This is a genomic window from Polaribacter sp. (genome assembly GCF_039939415.1).
GTDB lineage: Bacteria > Bacteroidota > Bacteroidia > Flavobacteriales > Flavobacteriaceae > Polaribacter.
On sequence record NZ_JBDVJE010000071.1, the window covers coordinates 1 to 18,002 of the forward strand.

22 protein-coding genes are annotated in these 18,002 nt (G+C 27.2%); 12 read left to right on the forward strand and 10 right to left on the reverse strand.

All coding sequences use genetic code 11. The features are described 5' to 3' along the window. Positions 1–312, forward strand: a 312-nt coding sequence (locus tag ABJG40_RS11395; protein WP_348024705.1) for a hypothetical protein, incomplete at its 5' end; no start/stop codon positions are given. A gap of 14 nt (positions 313–326) precedes the next feature. Here ABJG40_RS11395 and ABJG40_RS11400 read toward each other — a convergent pair. Both ABJG40_RS11400 and ABJG40_RS11405 read right to left on the reverse strand, forming a co-directional pair. Next, positions 327–1,097 carry a DUF3108 domain-containing protein gene (locus tag ABJG40_RS11400; protein WP_348024706.1) on the reverse strand — a complete coding sequence of 257 codons (771 nt, stop codon included), beginning with the start codon at positions 1,095–1,097 and terminating at the stop codon, positions 327–329. 104 nt (positions 1,098–1,201) lie between these two features. Beyond that, positions 1,202–2,119, reverse strand: coding sequence for a tryptophan 2,3-dioxygenase family protein (locus ABJG40_RS11405; RefSeq protein WP_348024707.1), 918 nt, complete (start codon positions 2,117–2,119; stop codon positions 1,202–1,204). A gap of 230 nt (positions 2,120–2,349) precedes the next feature. Here ABJG40_RS11405 and ABJG40_RS11410 point away from each other — a divergent pair, with 230 nt between their 5' ends. The 4 genes from ABJG40_RS11410 (at position 2,350) to ABJG40_RS11425 (ending at position 8,354) form a co-directional block, all read left to right on the forward strand. Then, positions 2,350–5,028, forward strand: coding sequence for a TonB-dependent receptor (locus ABJG40_RS11410; RefSeq protein WP_348024708.1), 2,679 nt, complete (start codon positions 2,350–2,352; stop codon positions 5,026–5,028). A 413-nt stretch (positions 5,029–5,441) separates the two neighbouring features. Then, complete coding sequence (locus tag ABJG40_RS11415; protein ID WP_348024709.1) at positions 5,442–5,744, forward strand: hypothetical protein; 303 nt, start codon at positions 5,442–5,444, stop codon at positions 5,742–5,744. Further along, positions 5,744–7,816, forward strand: a complete 2,073-nt coding sequence (locus ABJG40_RS11420; protein WP_348024710.1) for a PepSY-associated TM helix domain-containing protein — start codon at positions 5,744–5,746, stop codon at positions 7,814–7,816. Before ABJG40_RS11415 ends, ABJG40_RS11420 begins: the two co-directional genes overlap by 1 nt. Before the next feature lie 13 nt (positions 7,817–7,829). Then, positions 7,830–8,354, forward strand: coding sequence for a flavodoxin (locus tag ABJG40_RS11425; protein WP_348024711.1), 525 nt, complete (start codon positions 7,830–7,832; stop codon positions 8,352–8,354). Positions 8,355–8,404: 50 nt separating this feature from the next. Here the strand turns inward: ABJG40_RS11425 and ABJG40_RS11430 are convergent, their stop codons facing one another. From ABJG40_RS11430 to ABJG40_RS11445, 4 genes are all read right to left on the reverse strand, one after another. Continuing rightward, a complete protein-coding gene (locus ABJG40_RS11430) occupies positions 8,405–8,911 on the reverse strand; it encodes a ferritin (protein WP_348024712.1) in 507 nt (168 codons plus the stop codon). A 91-nt stretch (positions 8,912–9,002) separates the two neighbouring features. Next, a complete protein-coding gene (locus ABJG40_RS11435; RefSeq protein WP_348024713.1) occupies positions 9,003–9,290 on the reverse strand; it encodes a hypothetical protein in 288 nt (95 codons plus the stop codon). 397 nt (positions 9,291–9,687) lie between these two features. Further along, positions 9,688–9,924: a NifU family protein gene (locus tag ABJG40_RS11440; RefSeq protein WP_348024714.1), complete on the reverse strand. Its 237-nt coding sequence runs from the start codon at positions 9,922–9,924 to the stop codon at positions 9,688–9,690. A gap of 9 nt (positions 9,925–9,933) precedes the next feature. Next, positions 9,934–11,067 carry an Mrp/NBP35 family ATP-binding protein gene (locus tag ABJG40_RS11445; protein ID WP_348024715.1) on the reverse strand — a complete coding sequence of 378 codons (1,134 nt, stop codon included), beginning with the start codon at positions 11,065–11,067 and terminating at the stop codon, positions 9,934–9,936. A gap of 171 nt (positions 11,068–11,238) precedes the next feature. Here ABJG40_RS11445 and ABJG40_RS11450 point away from each other — a divergent pair, with 171 nt between their 5' ends. Continuing rightward, a complete protein-coding gene (locus tag ABJG40_RS11450; protein WP_348024716.1) occupies positions 11,239–11,691 on the forward strand; it encodes a hypothetical protein in 453 nt (150 codons plus the stop codon). 8 nt (positions 11,692–11,699) lie between these two features. Here the strand turns inward: ABJG40_RS11450 and ABJG40_RS11455 are convergent, their stop codons facing one another. Next, positions 11,700–12,044, reverse strand: a complete 345-nt coding sequence (locus ABJG40_RS11455; RefSeq protein WP_348024717.1) for an MGMT family protein — start codon at positions 12,042–12,044, stop codon at positions 11,700–11,702. A gap of 191 nt (positions 12,045–12,235) precedes the next feature. On the opposite strand from ABJG40_RS11455, the gene ABJG40_RS11460 reads away from it, so the two are divergent. Next, positions 12,236–12,688: a hypothetical protein gene (locus ABJG40_RS11460; protein WP_348024718.1), complete on the forward strand. Its 453-nt coding sequence runs from the start codon at positions 12,236–12,238 to the stop codon at positions 12,686–12,688. Between the two features lie 16 nt (positions 12,689–12,704). Here the strand turns inward: ABJG40_RS11460 and trmB are convergent, their stop codons facing one another. Together trmB and ABJG40_RS11470 are read right to left on the reverse strand one after the other, a co-directional pair. After that, complete coding sequence (gene trmB, locus ABJG40_RS11465) at positions 12,705–13,376, reverse strand: tRNA (guanosine(46)-N7)-methyltransferase TrmB (RefSeq protein ID WP_348024719.1); 672 nt, start codon at positions 13,374–13,376, stop codon at positions 12,705–12,707. 9 nt (positions 13,377–13,385) lie between these two features. Next, a complete protein-coding gene (locus tag ABJG40_RS11470; RefSeq protein WP_348024720.1) occupies positions 13,386–13,607 on the reverse strand; it encodes a hypothetical protein in 222 nt (73 codons plus the stop codon). A gap of 41 nt (positions 13,608–13,648) precedes the next feature. Between ABJG40_RS11470 and ABJG40_RS11475 the strand changes: the two genes are divergently transcribed. Continuing rightward, positions 13,649–14,578 (forward strand): DUF6427 family protein, encoded by a 930-nt coding sequence (locus ABJG40_RS11475; protein WP_348024721.1) that lies wholly within the window; start codon positions 13,649–13,651, stop codon positions 14,576–14,578. On the opposite strand, the gene upp is transcribed toward ABJG40_RS11475, so the two are convergent. Beyond that, complete coding sequence (gene upp / locus ABJG40_RS11480; RefSeq protein ID WP_348024722.1) at positions 14,573–15,226, reverse strand: uracil phosphoribosyltransferase; 654 nt, start codon at positions 15,224–15,226, stop codon at positions 14,573–14,575. The genes ABJG40_RS11475 and upp overlap by 6 nt on opposite strands. Before the next feature lie 97 nt (positions 15,227–15,323). On the opposite strand from upp, the gene lysM reads away from it, so the two are divergent. The 4 genes from lysM (at position 15,324) to nadD (ending at position 17,984) form a co-directional block, all read left to right on the forward strand. After that, a complete protein-coding gene (gene lysM / locus ABJG40_RS11485) occupies positions 15,324–15,794 on the forward strand; it encodes a peptidoglycan-binding protein LysM (protein WP_348024723.1) in 471 nt (156 codons plus the stop codon). 151 nt (positions 15,795–15,945) lie between these two features. After that, complete coding sequence (locus ABJG40_RS11490; protein ID WP_348024724.1) at positions 15,946–16,812, forward strand: YicC/YloC family endoribonuclease; 867 nt, start codon at positions 15,946–15,948, stop codon at positions 16,810–16,812. Continuing rightward, on the forward strand, positions 16,813–17,400 hold the full coding sequence (gene gmk, locus ABJG40_RS11495; RefSeq protein ID WP_348024725.1) for a guanylate kinase: 588 nt from the start codon (positions 16,813–16,815) through the stop codon (positions 17,398–17,400). A gap of 2 nt (positions 17,401–17,402) precedes the next feature. Then, positions 17,403–17,984, forward strand: a complete 582-nt coding sequence (gene nadD / locus ABJG40_RS11500) for a nicotinate (nicotinamide) nucleotide adenylyltransferase (protein WP_348024726.1) — start codon at positions 17,403–17,405, stop codon at positions 17,982–17,984. The last annotated feature ends 18 nt before the right edge of the window (positions 17,985–18,002 follow it).

Below are 18,002 nucleotides of genomic sequence, written 5' to 3' on the forward strand. Positions count from 1 at the left end.
TCTGCTCCAATAGCTATTGCAGGATCTTACGATATAGACGAAAACAGTCAACTAAGACTATCAATCTATTATTTAGACAAAAAAATATTAGACTATGATTTTAGCAAAAAGAATAAAGAAAACCTAAAAAATAAGACACATTTAAATTCGTATGTTGATCCTGTTTTTTTTCTTGGAGAAGGAAATCATGAAAAACTTGAAAAAAACAATAGTTATATAGGTGTATTTAATAATTCAATTATTGAATATGAAATGAGTAAAAGAGAAAAAAGAAAATGGAAAAAAAATAATTTATTAATTAAAAAAAGATAAAAACATCTAAATTTTTAATTTTTTATAAAAGTATTTGCCAAACCTTTATATTGTTCTAACTCCGCTCTTAAAGATCCTACAGCCAAATCTGCTTTCATTTTAATTGGAATCTTATTTGCATCGTCTGTAATCCAAAGCGTTACACTTTCTTGTGCTTTAAAAACTCTACCAGACTGAACTAAAGGTCTAAATATCATGGTTTTTACTTTTCCAAATTTTGTTTTTATAGTTTCTCTTCCTAAAAAACGTAACTTAAAAGGGTAAACTTGAGAGTCCATAAACATATCTATAGCAATTTCTTGTCCTTTAACCATATGTTTAACATCTCTATTTCTTAAATAATAAAATGATGAAAGCATATCTTGCACATTAAAAAATGCTACAGACGTATCTTTTTGCAGGGTAAAATCTTGAATATATGCTTTGTTTAGATTGTAATTAAATGAAGTAATTCTATGTTTTTTGTATCCACCTTCATCAATTTTTCTTTTAAAAACGTATGGTTTTATTGTATCTCTATCAAAATAAGATTCATATTTATCATCAACATTAAAAAACCATTTTATCATACCAGAAGTCCAACCAGTACCTTTGGTATGAAAAACTTTTTTACCGTTAAATTCTTTTTCATTTACTTCTAAAATTGCAGTTCCTGCTCTTAAAAATCCGCTATAACTCATTTTATAGCGTAGCCACTCACCGCTTTTAAAAGCTTTTTTATTACTCTGGCTATTAACAGTTGTAAAGAAAAGAAGTGTAAAAAAGATTAGAATGTAATTTTTCATAGAATACCAAACTTATAAAAAAGTATTGACAATTACCATTCCAAAATAAAAAAAAGCAATTTCATAACTTTAAACAAATGATTTTTAACAATTTTTTTAAGTACCTAAAATGCACCCCAATTATTAAGTTCATCTTCGCTCCATAAAAAAGGATAGAAAATTCTTTTTTGATATTTTGGGTGCATGTATTTACGCCAATTACTTCCTCCTGTTGCTTTTAATTCAGAATCATTACCGCCAATATATTTAGCAGCTGCATTATAATGTGCCATTACCCATTTTACATTTACAGTATAATCATAATGACGCATTGCTTTAATTAAATCTTCATTTTCTTGAACTTCTTTAGGCAATTGTTTAAATTTTAAAGAAAGGTTTATGTCATTGTAATCTTCCATAAAGTCTATAAAATCTCCCATATATTTTTTTTCAAAAAGATTTAATAAAGTTGATTTTTGCCCTGTTGTATAATTTTTACCAGCTGCTTGCCAATACAAATGATTGTAGGCATTTTTAAAAGAAGAACTTTTATTTATTGTATCTCTGTAACGAACATCTATTAAATTAATTAATTCTGTTGAAGCAAATTCAATTTTTCTATATTGAGCAGATTGAAAACCGCTTGCTGGAGTTAAAGTATTTCTAAATTTTAAATATTGTTCACGTTCCATTCCATCTGCCATAACATTAAAAGAGTTACACAACATATCAAAATAACGACTAATTCTATCTAAATGCATAGAAAATTTTTCTGCAGAAACTTCAATTGTCTTTGCTATTTGTTCAATTTCCCATAAAACCATTTTAAATAACAACTCATTTACTTGATGATACATAATAAATACCATTTCATCTGGTTGTGTTGTTCTAGGTGTTTGCAATCCTAAAAGAGCATCTGTTTGAATATAATCCCAATATGTAATTGGTGTACTCCAGAGCAAACCCTCTAACATAGAATCTACAGGTACCCCTAATTTATCATATTTTTCTTCTATTGCTTTTAAAATATCTTCTCTATTCATTTTTATTTTAACTAAAAAAATCAAGAAGCAATATAGTTAAATCTTATTTCTTGATTCTTAAAACTTTATTTGTTTTACTAAACAGCACTTCTTATAGCTTGCTATCTTGTTTATAAATTCAAAAACAAAACCTTATTTAAAATAATTCTAAATAATTTTTGTTGGTAAATACTTAGTAGATATATTTGCCAAAAATTTAACACTATTTTTAATAGGTCTAAATAAGTATAATGAAATATATTTTAAATACAGTTATGTTTTTGCTGATAATAGCAAATACTACTGCTCAGAATTCTACAATAAAAGGAAAAGTTGTAGACAATTATAAAAACCCTTTAACAGGTGTAAGTATTCACGTAAAAAATTCCCAAAAAGGAACTGAAACTGATTTTGATGGTAATTTTGAAATTAAGAATATTCTAAAAAATCAAATAATTGTATTCTCTTACATTGGATTTAAAACCAAAGAAGTTACCATTAAAAATAATGCAAATTTAGGAACAATTGTTTTATATGAAGGAAATGAATTACTACAAGAAGTAGTACTTAGATCTAAAAACAATTCTTTTTCTAGAAAAGAAACTGCTTATGTGTCTAAACTTCCTTTAAAAGATATGGAAAATGCACATGTTTATACTACTGTTACTTCTGCTCTATTAGAATCTCAAGTTGTTACAAACTTAGATGAAGCAATGACAAATGCAACCGGAATTTATAAACTATGGGAAGGAACAGGTAGAGCTCCTGGAAACGGAACCGCCTATTTTTCTTCTAGAGGTTTTAGTGTACAACCAAGAATGGTAGATGGTGTTGCTGGAGTTACTTTTAGTGCTGTAGATCCATCATATATTGAACGTATTGAAGTTATAAAAGGGCCTTCTGCAACCTTATTTGGAAGTACCGAAACTTCTTTAGGTGGTTTAATAAATGTAGTTACTAAAAAACCTTTTGATGGTAAAGGTGGTAGTGTATCTTATACTGGAGGCTCTTTTGGCTTAAATAGAGTTTCTTTAGATTATAATACTCCTTTAGGAAAAATAAATGCTCCTTTTTTTAGAGTTAACGCTTCTTATTTAACTCAAGATAGTTTTCAAGATGCAGGTTTTAAAAACACGTTTTTTATTGCACCTTCTATGACTTACAGAATAAATAATAGATTAAATGCTTCTGTAAACTTAGAGTATTCGCAAACAGAATCTACAAACCCTTCTATGTTATTTTTAAGAAGCGGAATGCCACTTGTTGCAACAAATATTGATGAATTAAATATTGATCCAAAAAAATCATTTACTTCTAATGATATTACTCTAGATAATTCAACTTTTAATACAAGAGCTATTTTTGATTATAAAATTTCTGACACCTGGACTTCTCAAACTGCCTTTTCTAGTAGTTATGCAGAAACTGCAGGTTTATATCAATATCAATTTGATGGTGGTTCAGCTGGTCTTTTATTATTATCATCTATAACAGGACAACTTAATAATTTAGGTTTAGATGCTGCTACTTTAGGGTTCTTAAATTCTCAAATAGATCCATTAGTAAACCCAATGTTATTAGAAGCTTCTTCTTTATTAGCTACAGAATCTTTTACAAGAGTTTATAGCGAAAGAGATGCAAGTGAAACTAGATTTAACTTACAACAAAATTTTACTGGAGATTTTAAAATTGGAGATGTAAGAAATAGATTGGTTTTTGGTGTTGATTATATTAGCAATCAAAGAAATAGTAAAAATGTAAATGGTAACACAGAACTTACTTCTTCTTCAAATTTTCCACAATTAATTGCTACATTAAATGCATTAGGATTATCTCCTTTTTCAGATGCTATAGAGAGTAACTTTTCTACCTTTCCTTATTTTGATGCTTTTATAGCTGCAAATGGAAATGTTATACCTACCACATTTACACCTAATGCTAGTTACGTTGCAAATGCAAAAAATATTCAAGAAAACTTTGATCAACTAGACCCTTTTGTTAGTAATTTAAAGTCGCAAACACTTGCAGCTTATGTTTCTGATGTAGTTAATATTACTCCCGCTTTAACTGTTAACGTTGGCTTGCGTTTAGATCATTTTATACAAGATGGTAATTTATCTACTACAGATGATGATTATACAAAAACAACATTATCTCCAAGTGCAGGTATTTTATTTCAACCAATTAAAGATCAAGTATCTGTATTTGGAAATTATCAAACAGGTTTTGTAAATAATGACCCAATTGTTTATGCAAACGGAACAACAGATGTTTTTAAACCAACAAAAGCTGTTCAGTTTGAAGGTGGAATTAAAACAAATCTTTTTAATGGAAAATTAAATTTAGGTGCAAGTTATTATCATATAACTGTAAATGATTTTACAACTAGTGATCCTTATGCACTTTTATTCCCTGTAACCATTGATATGGCTGAGAGTATTAGTAAAGGTTTTGAGTTCGAAATAAATACAAATCCTATTAAAAACCTAAATGTTAGAGCCTCTTATTCTATTAATGACAGAATATATACAGATGTATATAGTGAAAAAGCTATAGATCCAATAACTGGAGTTGCAGGAAGAGATGTTATAGAATATTTAGACAGAAGGCCTACAGAAGCAGGTGCAGAAAACTTATATAATTTTTGGGCAGACTATAAATTTGATGATAATAGTTTTGCTAAAAACTTTGGTTTAGGTTTTGGTTTTAATGGAGCATCTGAAAACTTAACAAAAAACAATGCTGTTACTGGTGTTTTTACTATACCTAGTTATACAATTTTTAACGCTAGTTTATACTACAATATAGATAAATTTAGTATAGCATTAAAAGCTAATAACTTTACAGATAAGATATATTACAATGGTTGGACAACTGTTAATGCACAATCACCTAGAGCTTTTTTAGGTACAGTTAGTTACAAGTTTTAACATAAGTTTAGTTGATTTTAGTGAACTGCAAAGCTCTAAGCACTCAGTTTAGAGTTTTGCTATTTTAATAAAAAATATGATTAGTATTTTAATTTTGATAATTTCAATAGCAGGTTATTTTTTGTATAATACCTCAAAAAAAACTCAATTAGAAAAAAATATTTTTATTGATGTTTGGTTACAAGAAAATAGCAAAAAAACTAAATACTTAAGTCTATTAATTTTAATAATAGCTCTCATATTATCCATCCTTATTTTTGGAACTACAAGTGGTATTCTTTTTTGGGTTTTTACAGTATCAACTATTTTAAGTTTAATAATTCTATTGTATCCATTAAAAATAGTTAAGAAAAAACACTTTATAATTCTATTTATAGCCATTCTATTTCTTGAAATAATTTTAAACAACTAAAATGCCAGCAAACACAAAATACTTAACAACAAGTCCTTGGCAAAAATTTGCTAAAATTTCAGCAGGAATAATTGGTGGTTATATTATTACGTCTCTTTTACATTTATCTCTAGCGTTGTGGTTGCCAAATGGAAAAGAAATTTTAATAACATCTATATACACCGTATTTATTGTTTGGGGCGTATTGTTAATTATACCGTTTTTATTTAAAAACGGATGGAAAGTCTGGGGTTTATATCTGTTAATATCAATACTACTTTACACAATTTACTTTTTTGGAAAACAACAAAATCCTTTTATATAATGAGTAAAAGAAATTATAATGTATTTTTTAACACACACACTGTAAGTGGTATTGTAATAAGTGTTGCCTTATATGTAATTTTCTTTGCTGGTGCATTTGCTTTATTTAAAGATGAAATTTCATTATGGGAAGAAGGTAAACAATTAAAACACGTTGAGAAAAAAGATGTAGATTTTGATAAAATATTAAACAACTTAGATAAAAAGTACAATTTAACAGGTAGAGATTTACAAATGAATCTTACCTTTAAAAATGATGAAATTTCTGTTTCTCTTGATGTACAAAAAGATTCAATTAATAACAAAATTGATCTTGAAAGAAAAACCTTTTTTATAAATACCAATACTTTTGAGCAAAAAACATATGAAGAACAATATAGCTTAGGAGAATTTTTATATAGACTACATTATTTTAGGCAACTTCCTGTTATAGGGCAATATTTATCAGGCTTTGTTTCTTTGTTTTTTTTATTTGCTATTGTAACTGGTGTAATTATTCATTGGAAAAAAATAGTTTCAAATTTTTATCAATTTAATCCAAAAATAACTTTAAAACGTATTTGGACAGATTCTCATACTGCTCTTGGTATTATTGGTTTACCCTTCCAATTTATATTTGCTATTACTGGTGCTTATTTAGGAATTGGTGTTTTAGTACTCTTACCTGCCACGTTTTTATATAATGGTAATCAAGATAAATTAATTGAAAATGTACGTCCTGAAAGAAAAAATTACGAATGGATAACAACAACAAATAAAGAAATTTTAAGCTTTAATACTTTTGCAAAAAAAACAAACGATACTTGGGATGAATTTCATTTAACAAGGACTTTTATAAGAAATTATAAAGGCAATAATATGGAGTATGTTTTAATTGGAGAACTAAGTGATAAAGAACGATATATTGGTATAGGTAGAATTGTTTACAATGCTTACACTGGTAAAATCAAAGAAATTAAAGATCCTAACAAACTAAATTACCTAGAAGATTCTCAAAGATTATTAGCAAGATTACATTTTGCAGATTTTGGCGGATTCTGGGTTAGAATCATCTATTTTATTTTAGCTTTTATTACCTGTTTTGTAATTATAACTGGAGTCTTAATTTATATTGAAGCACGTAATAAAAAAAGTATAACATTAAAACAACGTTTGTACACCACAAAAGTTGGTCATATTTATTTAGCAATCTGTTTATCTCTGTTTCCTATTACAGCTTTATCTTTTCTATTGGTAAAACTGTTACCAGAAACTTATATGAATCAAAGAATGAACATATTGTATACTTTCTTTTTTACAACTTGGCTCATTGCAACGATCTATTTTCGTTACAAAAGAGATAATTATTTTACAAACAAGGCAACATTATTATCAGGTGCAATTCTGGGTATTTTAATTCCGATTGTTAATGGTATTGTTACCAATAATTGGATTTGGAAAACGTATAAAAATAATCAAATTGAAATTTTCTCTGTAGATCTTCTTTGGATATTATTATCAATAACAGCTTTTCTAGTGTATTTAAAAATTAAACCCTCTGTTAAAGAACAAAGTGCTTTTACAAAACATCCAATAGATTATAAAAACAGAAAACAATTGTTATTAGAAGAACAAAGTAAATCAAAATTTAATAACGAAAAAACATCAATAACAAAACCAAAAATAAATAAAAACGAAATACCTATGAAAACGAAAATTGTAATCCTTTGGCTATTTTTAGGAATTGGTTGGATTGTACATCACATGTATGGACTTTTCAATATCTATTATAATGAAACCTTAATTTTAGAAAACGCAACTGGAGAGGCTCCTTTAGCACATCATATTTATAGAATTGTTTTTGAAGGTCTTTGTTTATTTTTTGCACTATTAACCATCGAAGTTTCTAAAAAATGGTTTATTTGGACTTCTTTTATTTGGGCAACAATAGCTGGTATTTACAACATTTATCATTTTATAGAAGCTATTATTTTTGAAAGCTCTAACATCTCAGAAATATTTATGTTAGCATTGGTTTCTACTGCAAGTATTTTATTAATTAGAAATTTGAATTCTTGGGAAAAAGAGTTTTAAAAAGTACTAGAAAATGAAAGAAATTGGTTTAGTATACGGTTCAGATACAGGAATGACAGAAGAAATTACAAGTGCCATTGTAGATAAATGGGACTTATGTAACATCAAAGTTATTGACGTTTCTGAAGTTAAAAAAGAAGATTTTAACAAGTACGATATTTTAATTCTTGGTCTTTCTACTTGGTATGATGGTGATTTACAAAGCGAATGGGAAAATTATTATGATGAATTTAAAACAATAGATTTTACAAATAAAACGGTTGCTCTTTTTGGTTTGGGAGATCAATATGGTTATGGAGAATATTTTATTGATGGTGTAGGTATACTAGCAGAAGTCATCCTAAAAAATAATGGAAAAATAACTGGTTATTGGCCAACAAAAGGTTACAACTTTGAAGAGTCTAAAGCACTATTTAATGATGATTTCTTTTACGGATTGGCACTAGACGAAGACAATCAACCAGAACTTACAGAAGAAAGAATTTCTAACTGGTTATCTATTTTAATTGATGAATTTTCTATTAAATTAAATTTATAAAAAAAATCCGAAATTCTAAAGTTTCGGATTTTTTTTTATACTAATTATATTTATTCTTTAGGTAAACACTCATCAATCATTTTTAAAGGCATGTCTAACATTAAGTCGAAAATATCTAAAACACTCCTTATTGCATCTTCTTCTTCTACCTGTTCAGTTACAAACCATTGTAAAAACACTTCAGAAGCAAAATCATCTAAACTTCTTGCTTTCTTAAAACACTTATAAATTGATTGTGTTACATATATTTCTTGGTCTAAAGATTTTTCATAAATATCTCTTAACCCTTCAAAATCGTTATTAACATTTGTAACTGATGGAGATAAAGCTGCTCCTCCTGCATCGTTTACAAACTCAAAAATCTTCATTGCATGCCCTCTTTCTTCTTCTGCTTGCTTGTAAAAAAAAGCTTTACTGTTTAAAAGCTCACGTTGGTCACACCAAGATGCCATTGCTAAATAAGATGCAGAAGCGTGCATTTCTAACGCTATTTGTTCATTTAATACATCCATAACTTCTGGATGTATCGTCATTTGTTTTCTTATTGCTTTTTGCATAGTATCTGGTTTTTAACAAAAATACATGAAAACAAATATCGTTTTACACGTTTTTAAAATTTAAAAACAGTCTAAATAAAAATAGATACCCTTAAAAATTAGAAAAAGAATAAGAAATTTCTTCTTTTAGATCTAATAATTTAGGAATTTCTAGCAATAACAAATGTTTTTTATCAGAAATAAATAATAATACAAAATTTTCATTTTGAATGATATTTTCTAAATTCTCTGCTGTTGTTAAAGTATTTATCTTATTCCTTAATTGAAGTAGTTGTGGAAATGTAAGTGTAATCACTTTTTCATCTATCTTTAATTGATAGTTGCAAAACGCGTGTTTTTTAAGTTGAATATTAAAAGTTACATCACTTAAGATTTTCATGATGCAAATTTAATTATTATTTAGAATAAATAAAAATAATATTTATAGTTATTTAAAAATAGTTATTCATTAGAAAAATGAATCTCATAAAAACTCATAAAAAGGTGTTATGGCAATAAAAAAAAGCGAGAATTCTTATAAATGAACCTAAACTGAACTTTAATAAATCAAATGCATTTGGTTAATAACTTAATGAATAGATTCTAGACGATGTAAAGGAATCATTATTTTAAATTTTATCTAAAAAAACTATATATAAAAAACTCACAAACTTTAAATTCTGTGAGTTTTTTTAATGTGCTAATAACTGCGTTAGGGATTGAAATGGCATCCTTTTTATTTTTTTTATAAAAAGATATAATGTAAAGCCCGACCTTTAGGTAACGCCCAAAACATTTTAACCTACATTAATTACTTCTTCAATTTGTGGAGCATACTTTTTTATTGTTGCTTCTACTCCATTTTTTAATGTCATTTGATTTACAGAACAACCTGTACAAGCACCTTCTAATTGTACTTTTACAATTGATTCTTCTATAGAAAGTAACTTAATGTTTCCGCCATCACTTATTAAAAATGGACGAATTTCGTCTAATGCTTTTTCTACATTTTTTTGTGTTTCTTCTGCTGTCATAAAATCAAGTTATTTTGTACTACAACCACTCATAGTTGTAATTCTTACAACTTCTGTTGGCGGTAAATTTTCATTTCTTTTTAATAATTCTGAAACCATTTCTTTTGTAATATCGTTAAATGATTTCTCTAAAATTGTCCCCTCTTGTAAAGCTACAGGATGTCCAACATCACCAGACTCTCTTATACTTTGTACTAAAGGAACTTCTCCTAAAAACTTAGTATTAATATCTTGTGCTAAATTTTTTGCTCCATCTTGTCCAAAGATATAATATTTATTCTCAGGTAATTCTTCTGGTGTAAAATATGCCATGTTTTCGATGATTCCTAAAACAGGCACATTAATATTTTCTTGTTGAAACATTGCTACACCTTTTTTAGCATCTGCTAAAGCAATATTTTGAGGTGTACTTACTACAACTGCTCCATTAATAGGTAATGCTTGTACTATTGATAAATGTACATCTCCTGTACCTGGAGGTAAATCAATTAAAAGAAAATCTAATTCTCCCCAATCTGCATCAAAAATCAATTGATTTAATGCTTTAGAAGCCATTGGTCCTCTCCAAATTACTGCTTGATCTGGATTTGTAAAAAAACCTAAAGACAATAATTTAACTCCGTAATTTTCTATTGGTTTCATTTTAGAACGACCATCTACTTTTACAGAAAGTGGTTTTTCTTTTTCAACATTAAACATAATATGTTGTGATGGACCATAAACATCTGCATCTAAAACACCCACATTAAAGCCCATTTTAGATAATGATATTGCTGTATTTGCTGTAATTGTAGATTTTCCTACACCTCCTTTACCAGAAGCAATAGCAATAATATTTTTAATATTTGGTATTTCTTTTCCTCTAATCTGATTTGGGTTTCCTTTTGGAGCTGCTGTAACTACTTTAATATTAATTTTTACAGCAATACTTTTATCTACTTTAGATTGAATTACCTTTGTAATTTCTGTTTCAATTTTCTTTTTAGCCTGTAAAGTTGGGTTACTAATGGTTACATCTACTATTACTTCATTACCAAAAGTTACTACGTTAGTAACATTATTATTCTCTATTAAACTCTTACCTTCTCCTGGAGCAGTAATTGTTTCTAACGCTTTATATATATCTTGTTTTTTAAAACTCATTTTTGAGGTTTTAATTCTATTATAATCTTATTTACAAAGATACTTTTAAAAAAACTTTAAATAAAATCTAAGCAACAAATACTACTGCTAAATTATTTTAATAAGTAAACAATTTTTAAATTTTATTTTTTTTTATTATATTTATAAAATAATTTAAACCCCCATAAAATTATGACACGCACAAACTCCCTAAAGTCTGCGATATTCTTACTGTTAATTTCTTTAAATTATCACACTTCTTTTTCACAAGATTTAGCTCAAAGTATTCATTTAAAACCTTTGTCTAAAATGTATTCTATTTCTAAAAATATTGTTGTAAAAAATGCTGTTTTAGAAGATGGAATGTATACTTATAAATTTAGAAAAGACGATATATTAGTTGAAATTAAAAACGGTATTTATTATGAATATCATCCTAAAAATGAATTTATAAAAGCAAAAATTGATTGGATTTCTGAATATGAATATAAATTAATTATTATAGATATAGAAAAAAGAGGTGTTCCTTTTAAAATTGGAGACCAACTTACTGCAGAAATTGTAAAAATTAAAAATAACGAATATTTTTATACTTCTCGTTTTAATAAAAAAACAGGTAAAGGAAGTTTTAAGAAAATAAAATAATTCTAATTTTATAAAGGTGTATTATGTAATTCTTTCATAGGGTTCCAAAAAACTTTTTCTAAATCTTGAATTTGATTTTCTACAACAACAATTCCTTCATTTTCTAGTAATTGTTGCATTAAATTTGCTCCATCAAAGTGATGTTTACCTGTTAAAATACCTTTTCTATTTACAACTCTATGCGCAGGAACATCCTCTAAATTATGTGCTTTGTTCATAGCCCAACCAACCATTCTTGCAGATCTTGCTGCACCTAAATAAGTTGCTATTGCACCATAACTTGTTACTCTACCATAAGGTATTAATTGCGTTACTTTATAAACTTTTTCAAAAAAATTATCTGTTTGTTTCACAAAGTGAAGGTAATAATTTTAGAATTTATAGCAACCTATTTAACTCTATTGAAAAAAACAATTTCTAGTTACTTAAGTCTTATAAGCAGACTACCTACAGTTCAACTAAAGAAAATTGTTATTCAACAGCAATCATCTAATTCTGCTCAAATATTAAAATATTTTTACCCTAAATTTAAAAACTTTTCTTTATGAAATTTAAGTGTCACTTAATTTTTATTGTATCTTTTTTATTGATTTCCTTAAATTCTCAATTAAGTTTTTGTCAAAATATATCATATAATGATATAGAAAAACCTTCAACTAGATCCTATTCTATAAATAATCGAGTTATTGTTGAAAGTGGTGTCTTAGAAGACGGAAAATACACATACAAGTGTAAAGAAAAGAAAGTTTTAGTAGAAATTAAAGATGGATATTATTATGAATATCATCCAAATAAAGAATATATTAAAGCAAAGATTCAATGGTTAACAAGTTATAAATATCAACTTACAATAGTAGATCTTCAAAAAAAGAGATTTTCATCAAAAATTGGCAGCAAACTTACTTCTACAATTATAAAAATTAAAGATGATGAATATTTTTATAGTTTTATTTTTAAGAATAAAACAGGAAAAGGAAGTTTTAAAAAGGTACATTAAATTTAAAATAAAAAAATTAATATTTCAATCTAAATTTAATATATGTAATAGATTTATTAACTTCTAAATACTGCTTTTCGTAAAAAGTTTGAGTTTCTGTAACTTCTTTAGGAGCGCCTTCGTTTTTATAAACTGTGTGGTTTGCATATAGTACTTCATGACCTTCTCCATGTAACAAACCTAATGTATAACCATGCATAAATTCTGAATCTGTTTTAAGATTCATAATTCCTTCTTCTTCTAAAATATGATGGTATTTCTTTAAAAAAGCAGCATTCGTCATTCTATGCTTTGTTCTTTGGTATTTTATTTGTGGATCAGGAAAAGTAATCCAAATTTCAGAAACTTCATTTTCTGAAAAAATAAAATCTACAAGCTCTATTTGAGTTCTAACAAAAGCAACATTTGGTAAATTTTCTTCGATAGCAGTTTTAGCTCCTCTCCAAAAACGAGCACCTTTTATATCGATACCAATATAGTTTTTGTTAGGGTTTTTTCTTGCTAAGGCAATAGTATACTCTCCTTTACCACAACCTAACTCTACAACAATAGGATTGTTGTTTCCAAAAAAAGAATGCCATTTACCTTTATGAGAAAAGTCTGTTACGACTTCTTCTCTTGTTGGCTGAATGACATTTTTAAACGTTTCATTTTCTTTGAAACGTTTTAGTTTGTTTTTGCTTCCCAATGTGTAAAATTAAGCTCTGTCTTCTGTTCCTTCTCTCTTAAATTTAAGAGACTGATTCATCCAGTATCCAAGTAATAATAAAAGAACTACTAAAAACCCCCAATTTACGGCATTAGAAACCCACCATCCTAAATCTGCATGTGCTACACTTGTGCGTAACCAATTAAAAGGAAGAAATAATAAATCAGTAAATAAACTACCAATCCATCTAAAAATATTGCTTGCTATCATAACTTAATTATCTTTACGCTGCAAAAATAACAAAAGAAACAATGCTAGCCAATTTTTTAGAGAAATCTAAACCTATCAATTTTATATTCTACTTAGGATTGTTTTTTTGTTGCTTCTTATTTTCTGTTTTTACAAACTTAACTGCAGATGTATTTACTTGGGTTAAAGTAATAGAAAATATATCTTTTTTATTACTTTTTCTTGCTATTTTTTTCTTTTACCATTTTGTGGTTACAAAAAACAAATTAACATTCGACCACTCTTATTCTTTTTTCCTTTTTACTTTAGCAATAGTACTCTTTACAAGCAAACTACTAGATTTTAAAATCTTAACTTCTTTATTGGTATACCTTCTTTTTTTGAGGAAACTATATAGTTTACGTTCTTCTAAAAACGTTCTTCAGAAAATATTTGATAGTGGTTTTTGGCTTGGAATTTTATGCATCTTAGAACCTTTTAGTATGTTATTTTTTGTTCTTATTTATGCTGCAATTTTATTACATCAAAAAATAACAATTCATAACTTAATTACTCCAATAATCGCTTTTATTAGTCCTTTAATAATCTTTTTTAGCTATTTTTTATGGAATAACACTACAGAAGTATTTTTTAATCATTTCTATTTAAAATTAAGCTATACATTTTCTATTTACTCATTTGATGCTACTTTATACGTTTTTACAACAGTTCTTCTACTAGCTTTTTTTTCTATATTATTAAAATCTCCTAAAACATTATCTGTAAATAATACCTTTAAAAAAAGCTGGCTGCTTTTAATAATTAATACAGTTATTACAGTATTATTTGCTTTGGCGATTTCTAAAAAAAATGGAACTGAAATTGTGTTTTTTCTTGTGCCTGCGTCAATAATAATAGCAAACGGGTTTGAAGTTATTCAAAAAAACTACATTAAGAATATTTTGTGGTGCTTATTAATTGCAGCAACAATTATTACTTTTTTTTGGTTATAATTTAGTTCCAAAAGCTAAATCTCCTGCATCACCCAAACCAGGAACTATATAACCTTTATCATTTAATTTTTTATCAATAGCAGCAATCCATAAATGGGTGTTTTCTGGAAACTTATCTTTTATAAATTCAATTCCTTCTTCAGAACCAATTACTGCTACAATATGAATTTCTTTTGGATTACCGTATTTTTTTATCGCTTCTAAAACCGCTACCAAAGATTGCCCTGTTGCCAACATTGGGTCTGCTAACAATAATGTTTTATTTTCTATTGAGGGAGCTGCAAAATATTCTACAACAATTTCAAACTCAGCATCATTATTTGGGTGATGACGATATGCAGAAATAAAAGCATTTTCTGCATTATCAAAATAATTTAATAAACCTTGATGTAAAGGTAAACCTGCTCTTAAAATTGAACATAAAACAATATCATTAGAAGGTAATGCTTCATTTTTTTTACCTAAAGGAGTTTCTACAGAAATATTAGAATAAGATAGCTGCTTACTTAATTCATAACCTAAAATCTCTCCTATTCTTTCAATGTTTCTTCTAAAACGAAGTGAATCTTTTTGAATTTTTACATCTCTAATTTCTGAGATAAATTTGTTTAATATAGAATTCTTTTCTTGTATGTAATGAACTATCATTTGTATAATTTATAGTAACAAATGTAAAGAAATTGCTTAAAATTTGTATATTGCCTCAATACAAAAAATCAAAATATTAACAAAAAAATCAAAAAAAATGGGAATTTTTTCATTCATTAAAAATGCAGGAGCAGCAGTTTTCGGCATAGGAAAAACTACAGAAGAAGAAAATGCAGAAAAATCGAATCAATTAAGAGAAATTATTACTGGTTTAAATCTTGAAATTACTGACTTAGGAATTGCTGTAGATGACGATGCTGTAACTCTTACAGGAGAAGCTGCAGATTTAGCAACTAAAGAAAAAGTTGTTATAGCTGTTGGTAATACAAATGGAGTTTCAACTGTAGATGATAATTTAACAGTTGCAGAAGTAGAAATAATTGAAGAAGCTGCAATGGCACAGTTTCATACAGTAGAAAGTGGAGACACTTTAGGTAAGATTGCAAAAAACTTTTATGGTAATGCAATGAAATACCCTGTTATATTTGAAGCTAACAAACCTATGTTATCACATCCAGATAAAATTTATCCTGGTCAGGTTTTAAGAATACCACCTTTAGTGGACTAATCAAAAGTTAATCAACCAAAGCTAAAAAGAGTTTCAATTTATTTGAAACTCTTTTTTTTTATGCATTAAATTATAATTTTTAGCGCTGAAACAAGTAGAAAATTCTGTTAAATAAAAACTATATTTGTACTTCATCTAAAACGTTGATTTTATGATTCAATCTATGACTGGTTATGGTAAATCAGTATTACAATTACCTACAAAAAAAGTAACCATAGAAATTAAATCTTTAAACAGTAAAAACCTAGATTTAAACGTTAGAATTCCTTCTTATTATAAAGAGAAAGAATTATCTGTACGTAAAAAATTAGCAAGCTCTTTAGTTCGTGGTAAGGTAGATTTTTCTGTTTTTGTAGAAATGACTGCAGATGAAACTTCTACAACAGTAAATCATGGTGTTGTAAAAGAATATATGCAACAACTTAGAAATGTAGTTCAAACTGGTTCTTCTGATGATGTTGAGTTATTAAAAATGGCTGTTAGAATGCCAGATGCATTAAAAACTGAACGCGAAGAATTAGATGAAAATGAATGGAATCTTATCAACGAAAATATTGATGTAGCTATTAAAGAAATTGTACAATATAGAATTGATGAAGCTGCTTCTTTAGAAGTAGATTTTAAAGAAAGGATTGCCAATATCAAAAAATATTTAGAAGAAGTAAAAGCTTTAGATAGTGATAGAGTAGAAAACGTAAAAGCACGTTTAAAGAAAGCGATTGATGATTTAAAAGTTGATACCGATGAAAATCGTTTTGAACAAGAATTAATCTATTATCTAGAAAAATTAGATATTAATGAAGAAAAAGTGCGTTTAGCAAACCATTTAGATTACTTTTTAGAAACATTGGCAACACCAGATTCTAATGGTAAAAAATTAGGTTTTGTAATTCAAGAAATGGGTAGGGAGATAAACACTACTGGTTCTAAGGCAAATTTTGCACCAATGCAAAAAGCAGTTATTCAAATGAAAAATGAATTAGAACAAATTAAAGAACAAATTTTAAACGTACTATAAATGTCTGATTTTAACGGTAAACTATTCGTCTTTTCTGCACCTTCTGGTTCTGGTAAAACTACAATTGTTCGTCATTTATTAAAACAAGAAAAATTTAATTTAGAATTTTCTATTTCTTGTGCCTCTAGAGACGCAAGAGGAACTGAAAAAAATGGTGAAGATTATTACTTTATAACTTTAGACGACTTTAAAAGTAAAATTAAAAACGATGAATTTTTAGAGTGGGAAGAAGTATATAGAGATAACTTTTACGGAACTTTAAAAAGTGAGGTAGAACGCATTTGGGCTTTAAAAAAACATGTTATTTTTGATATTGATGTTGTTGGAGGGTTAAGAATTAAACATAAATTTCCAGAACAAACATTATCTGTTTTTGTTAAACCACCAAGTGTAGATGAATTAAAAATTCGTTTAAAAAAACGCTCTACAGAAAGTGAAGACAAAATAAACATGCGTATTGCTAAAGCTTCTGTAGAATTAGCAACAGCACCACAATTTGATAAAATCATAAAAAATTACAAATTAGACATTGCACTTAAAGAAGCAGAAAATTTAGTAAGTGATTTTTTAGGATTAGATAAAACATAAAAATGAAAGTAGGTTTATATTTTGGAACCTTCAACCCTATTCATATTGGGCATTTAATTATAGCCAATCATATGGTAGAAAATTCAGATTTAGACGAAATCTGGATGGTTGTTACACCTCATAATCCGTTTAAAAAGAAAAGTTCTTTGTTAGATAATCATCATCGTTTTGAAATGGTGTATAAAGCAACAGAAAATTATTCTAAAATAAAACCTTCTGATATTGAGTTTAAATTACCTCAACCCAATTATACCGTATATACATTAGCAAAAATTTCTGAAATGTATCCAGACAAAGAATTTTGCTTAATAATGGGTGAAGACAATCTTAAAAGTTTACATAAATGGAAAAATTATGAAACTATTTTAGAACATTATCATATTTATGTATACCCAAGAATTGCAGATGGCAATGTAGATCATCAATTTAAAAATCATAAAAAAATCCATAAAGTTGATGCACCTATCGTGCAAATTTCATCAACAATGATTAGAAACGGTATTAAAAACAAAAAAAACATACAACCTCTCTTATCTAAAGACGTTTGGAATTATGTAGATGAAATGAATTTTTATAGAAAATAATTTCACCTAAAATTCGTT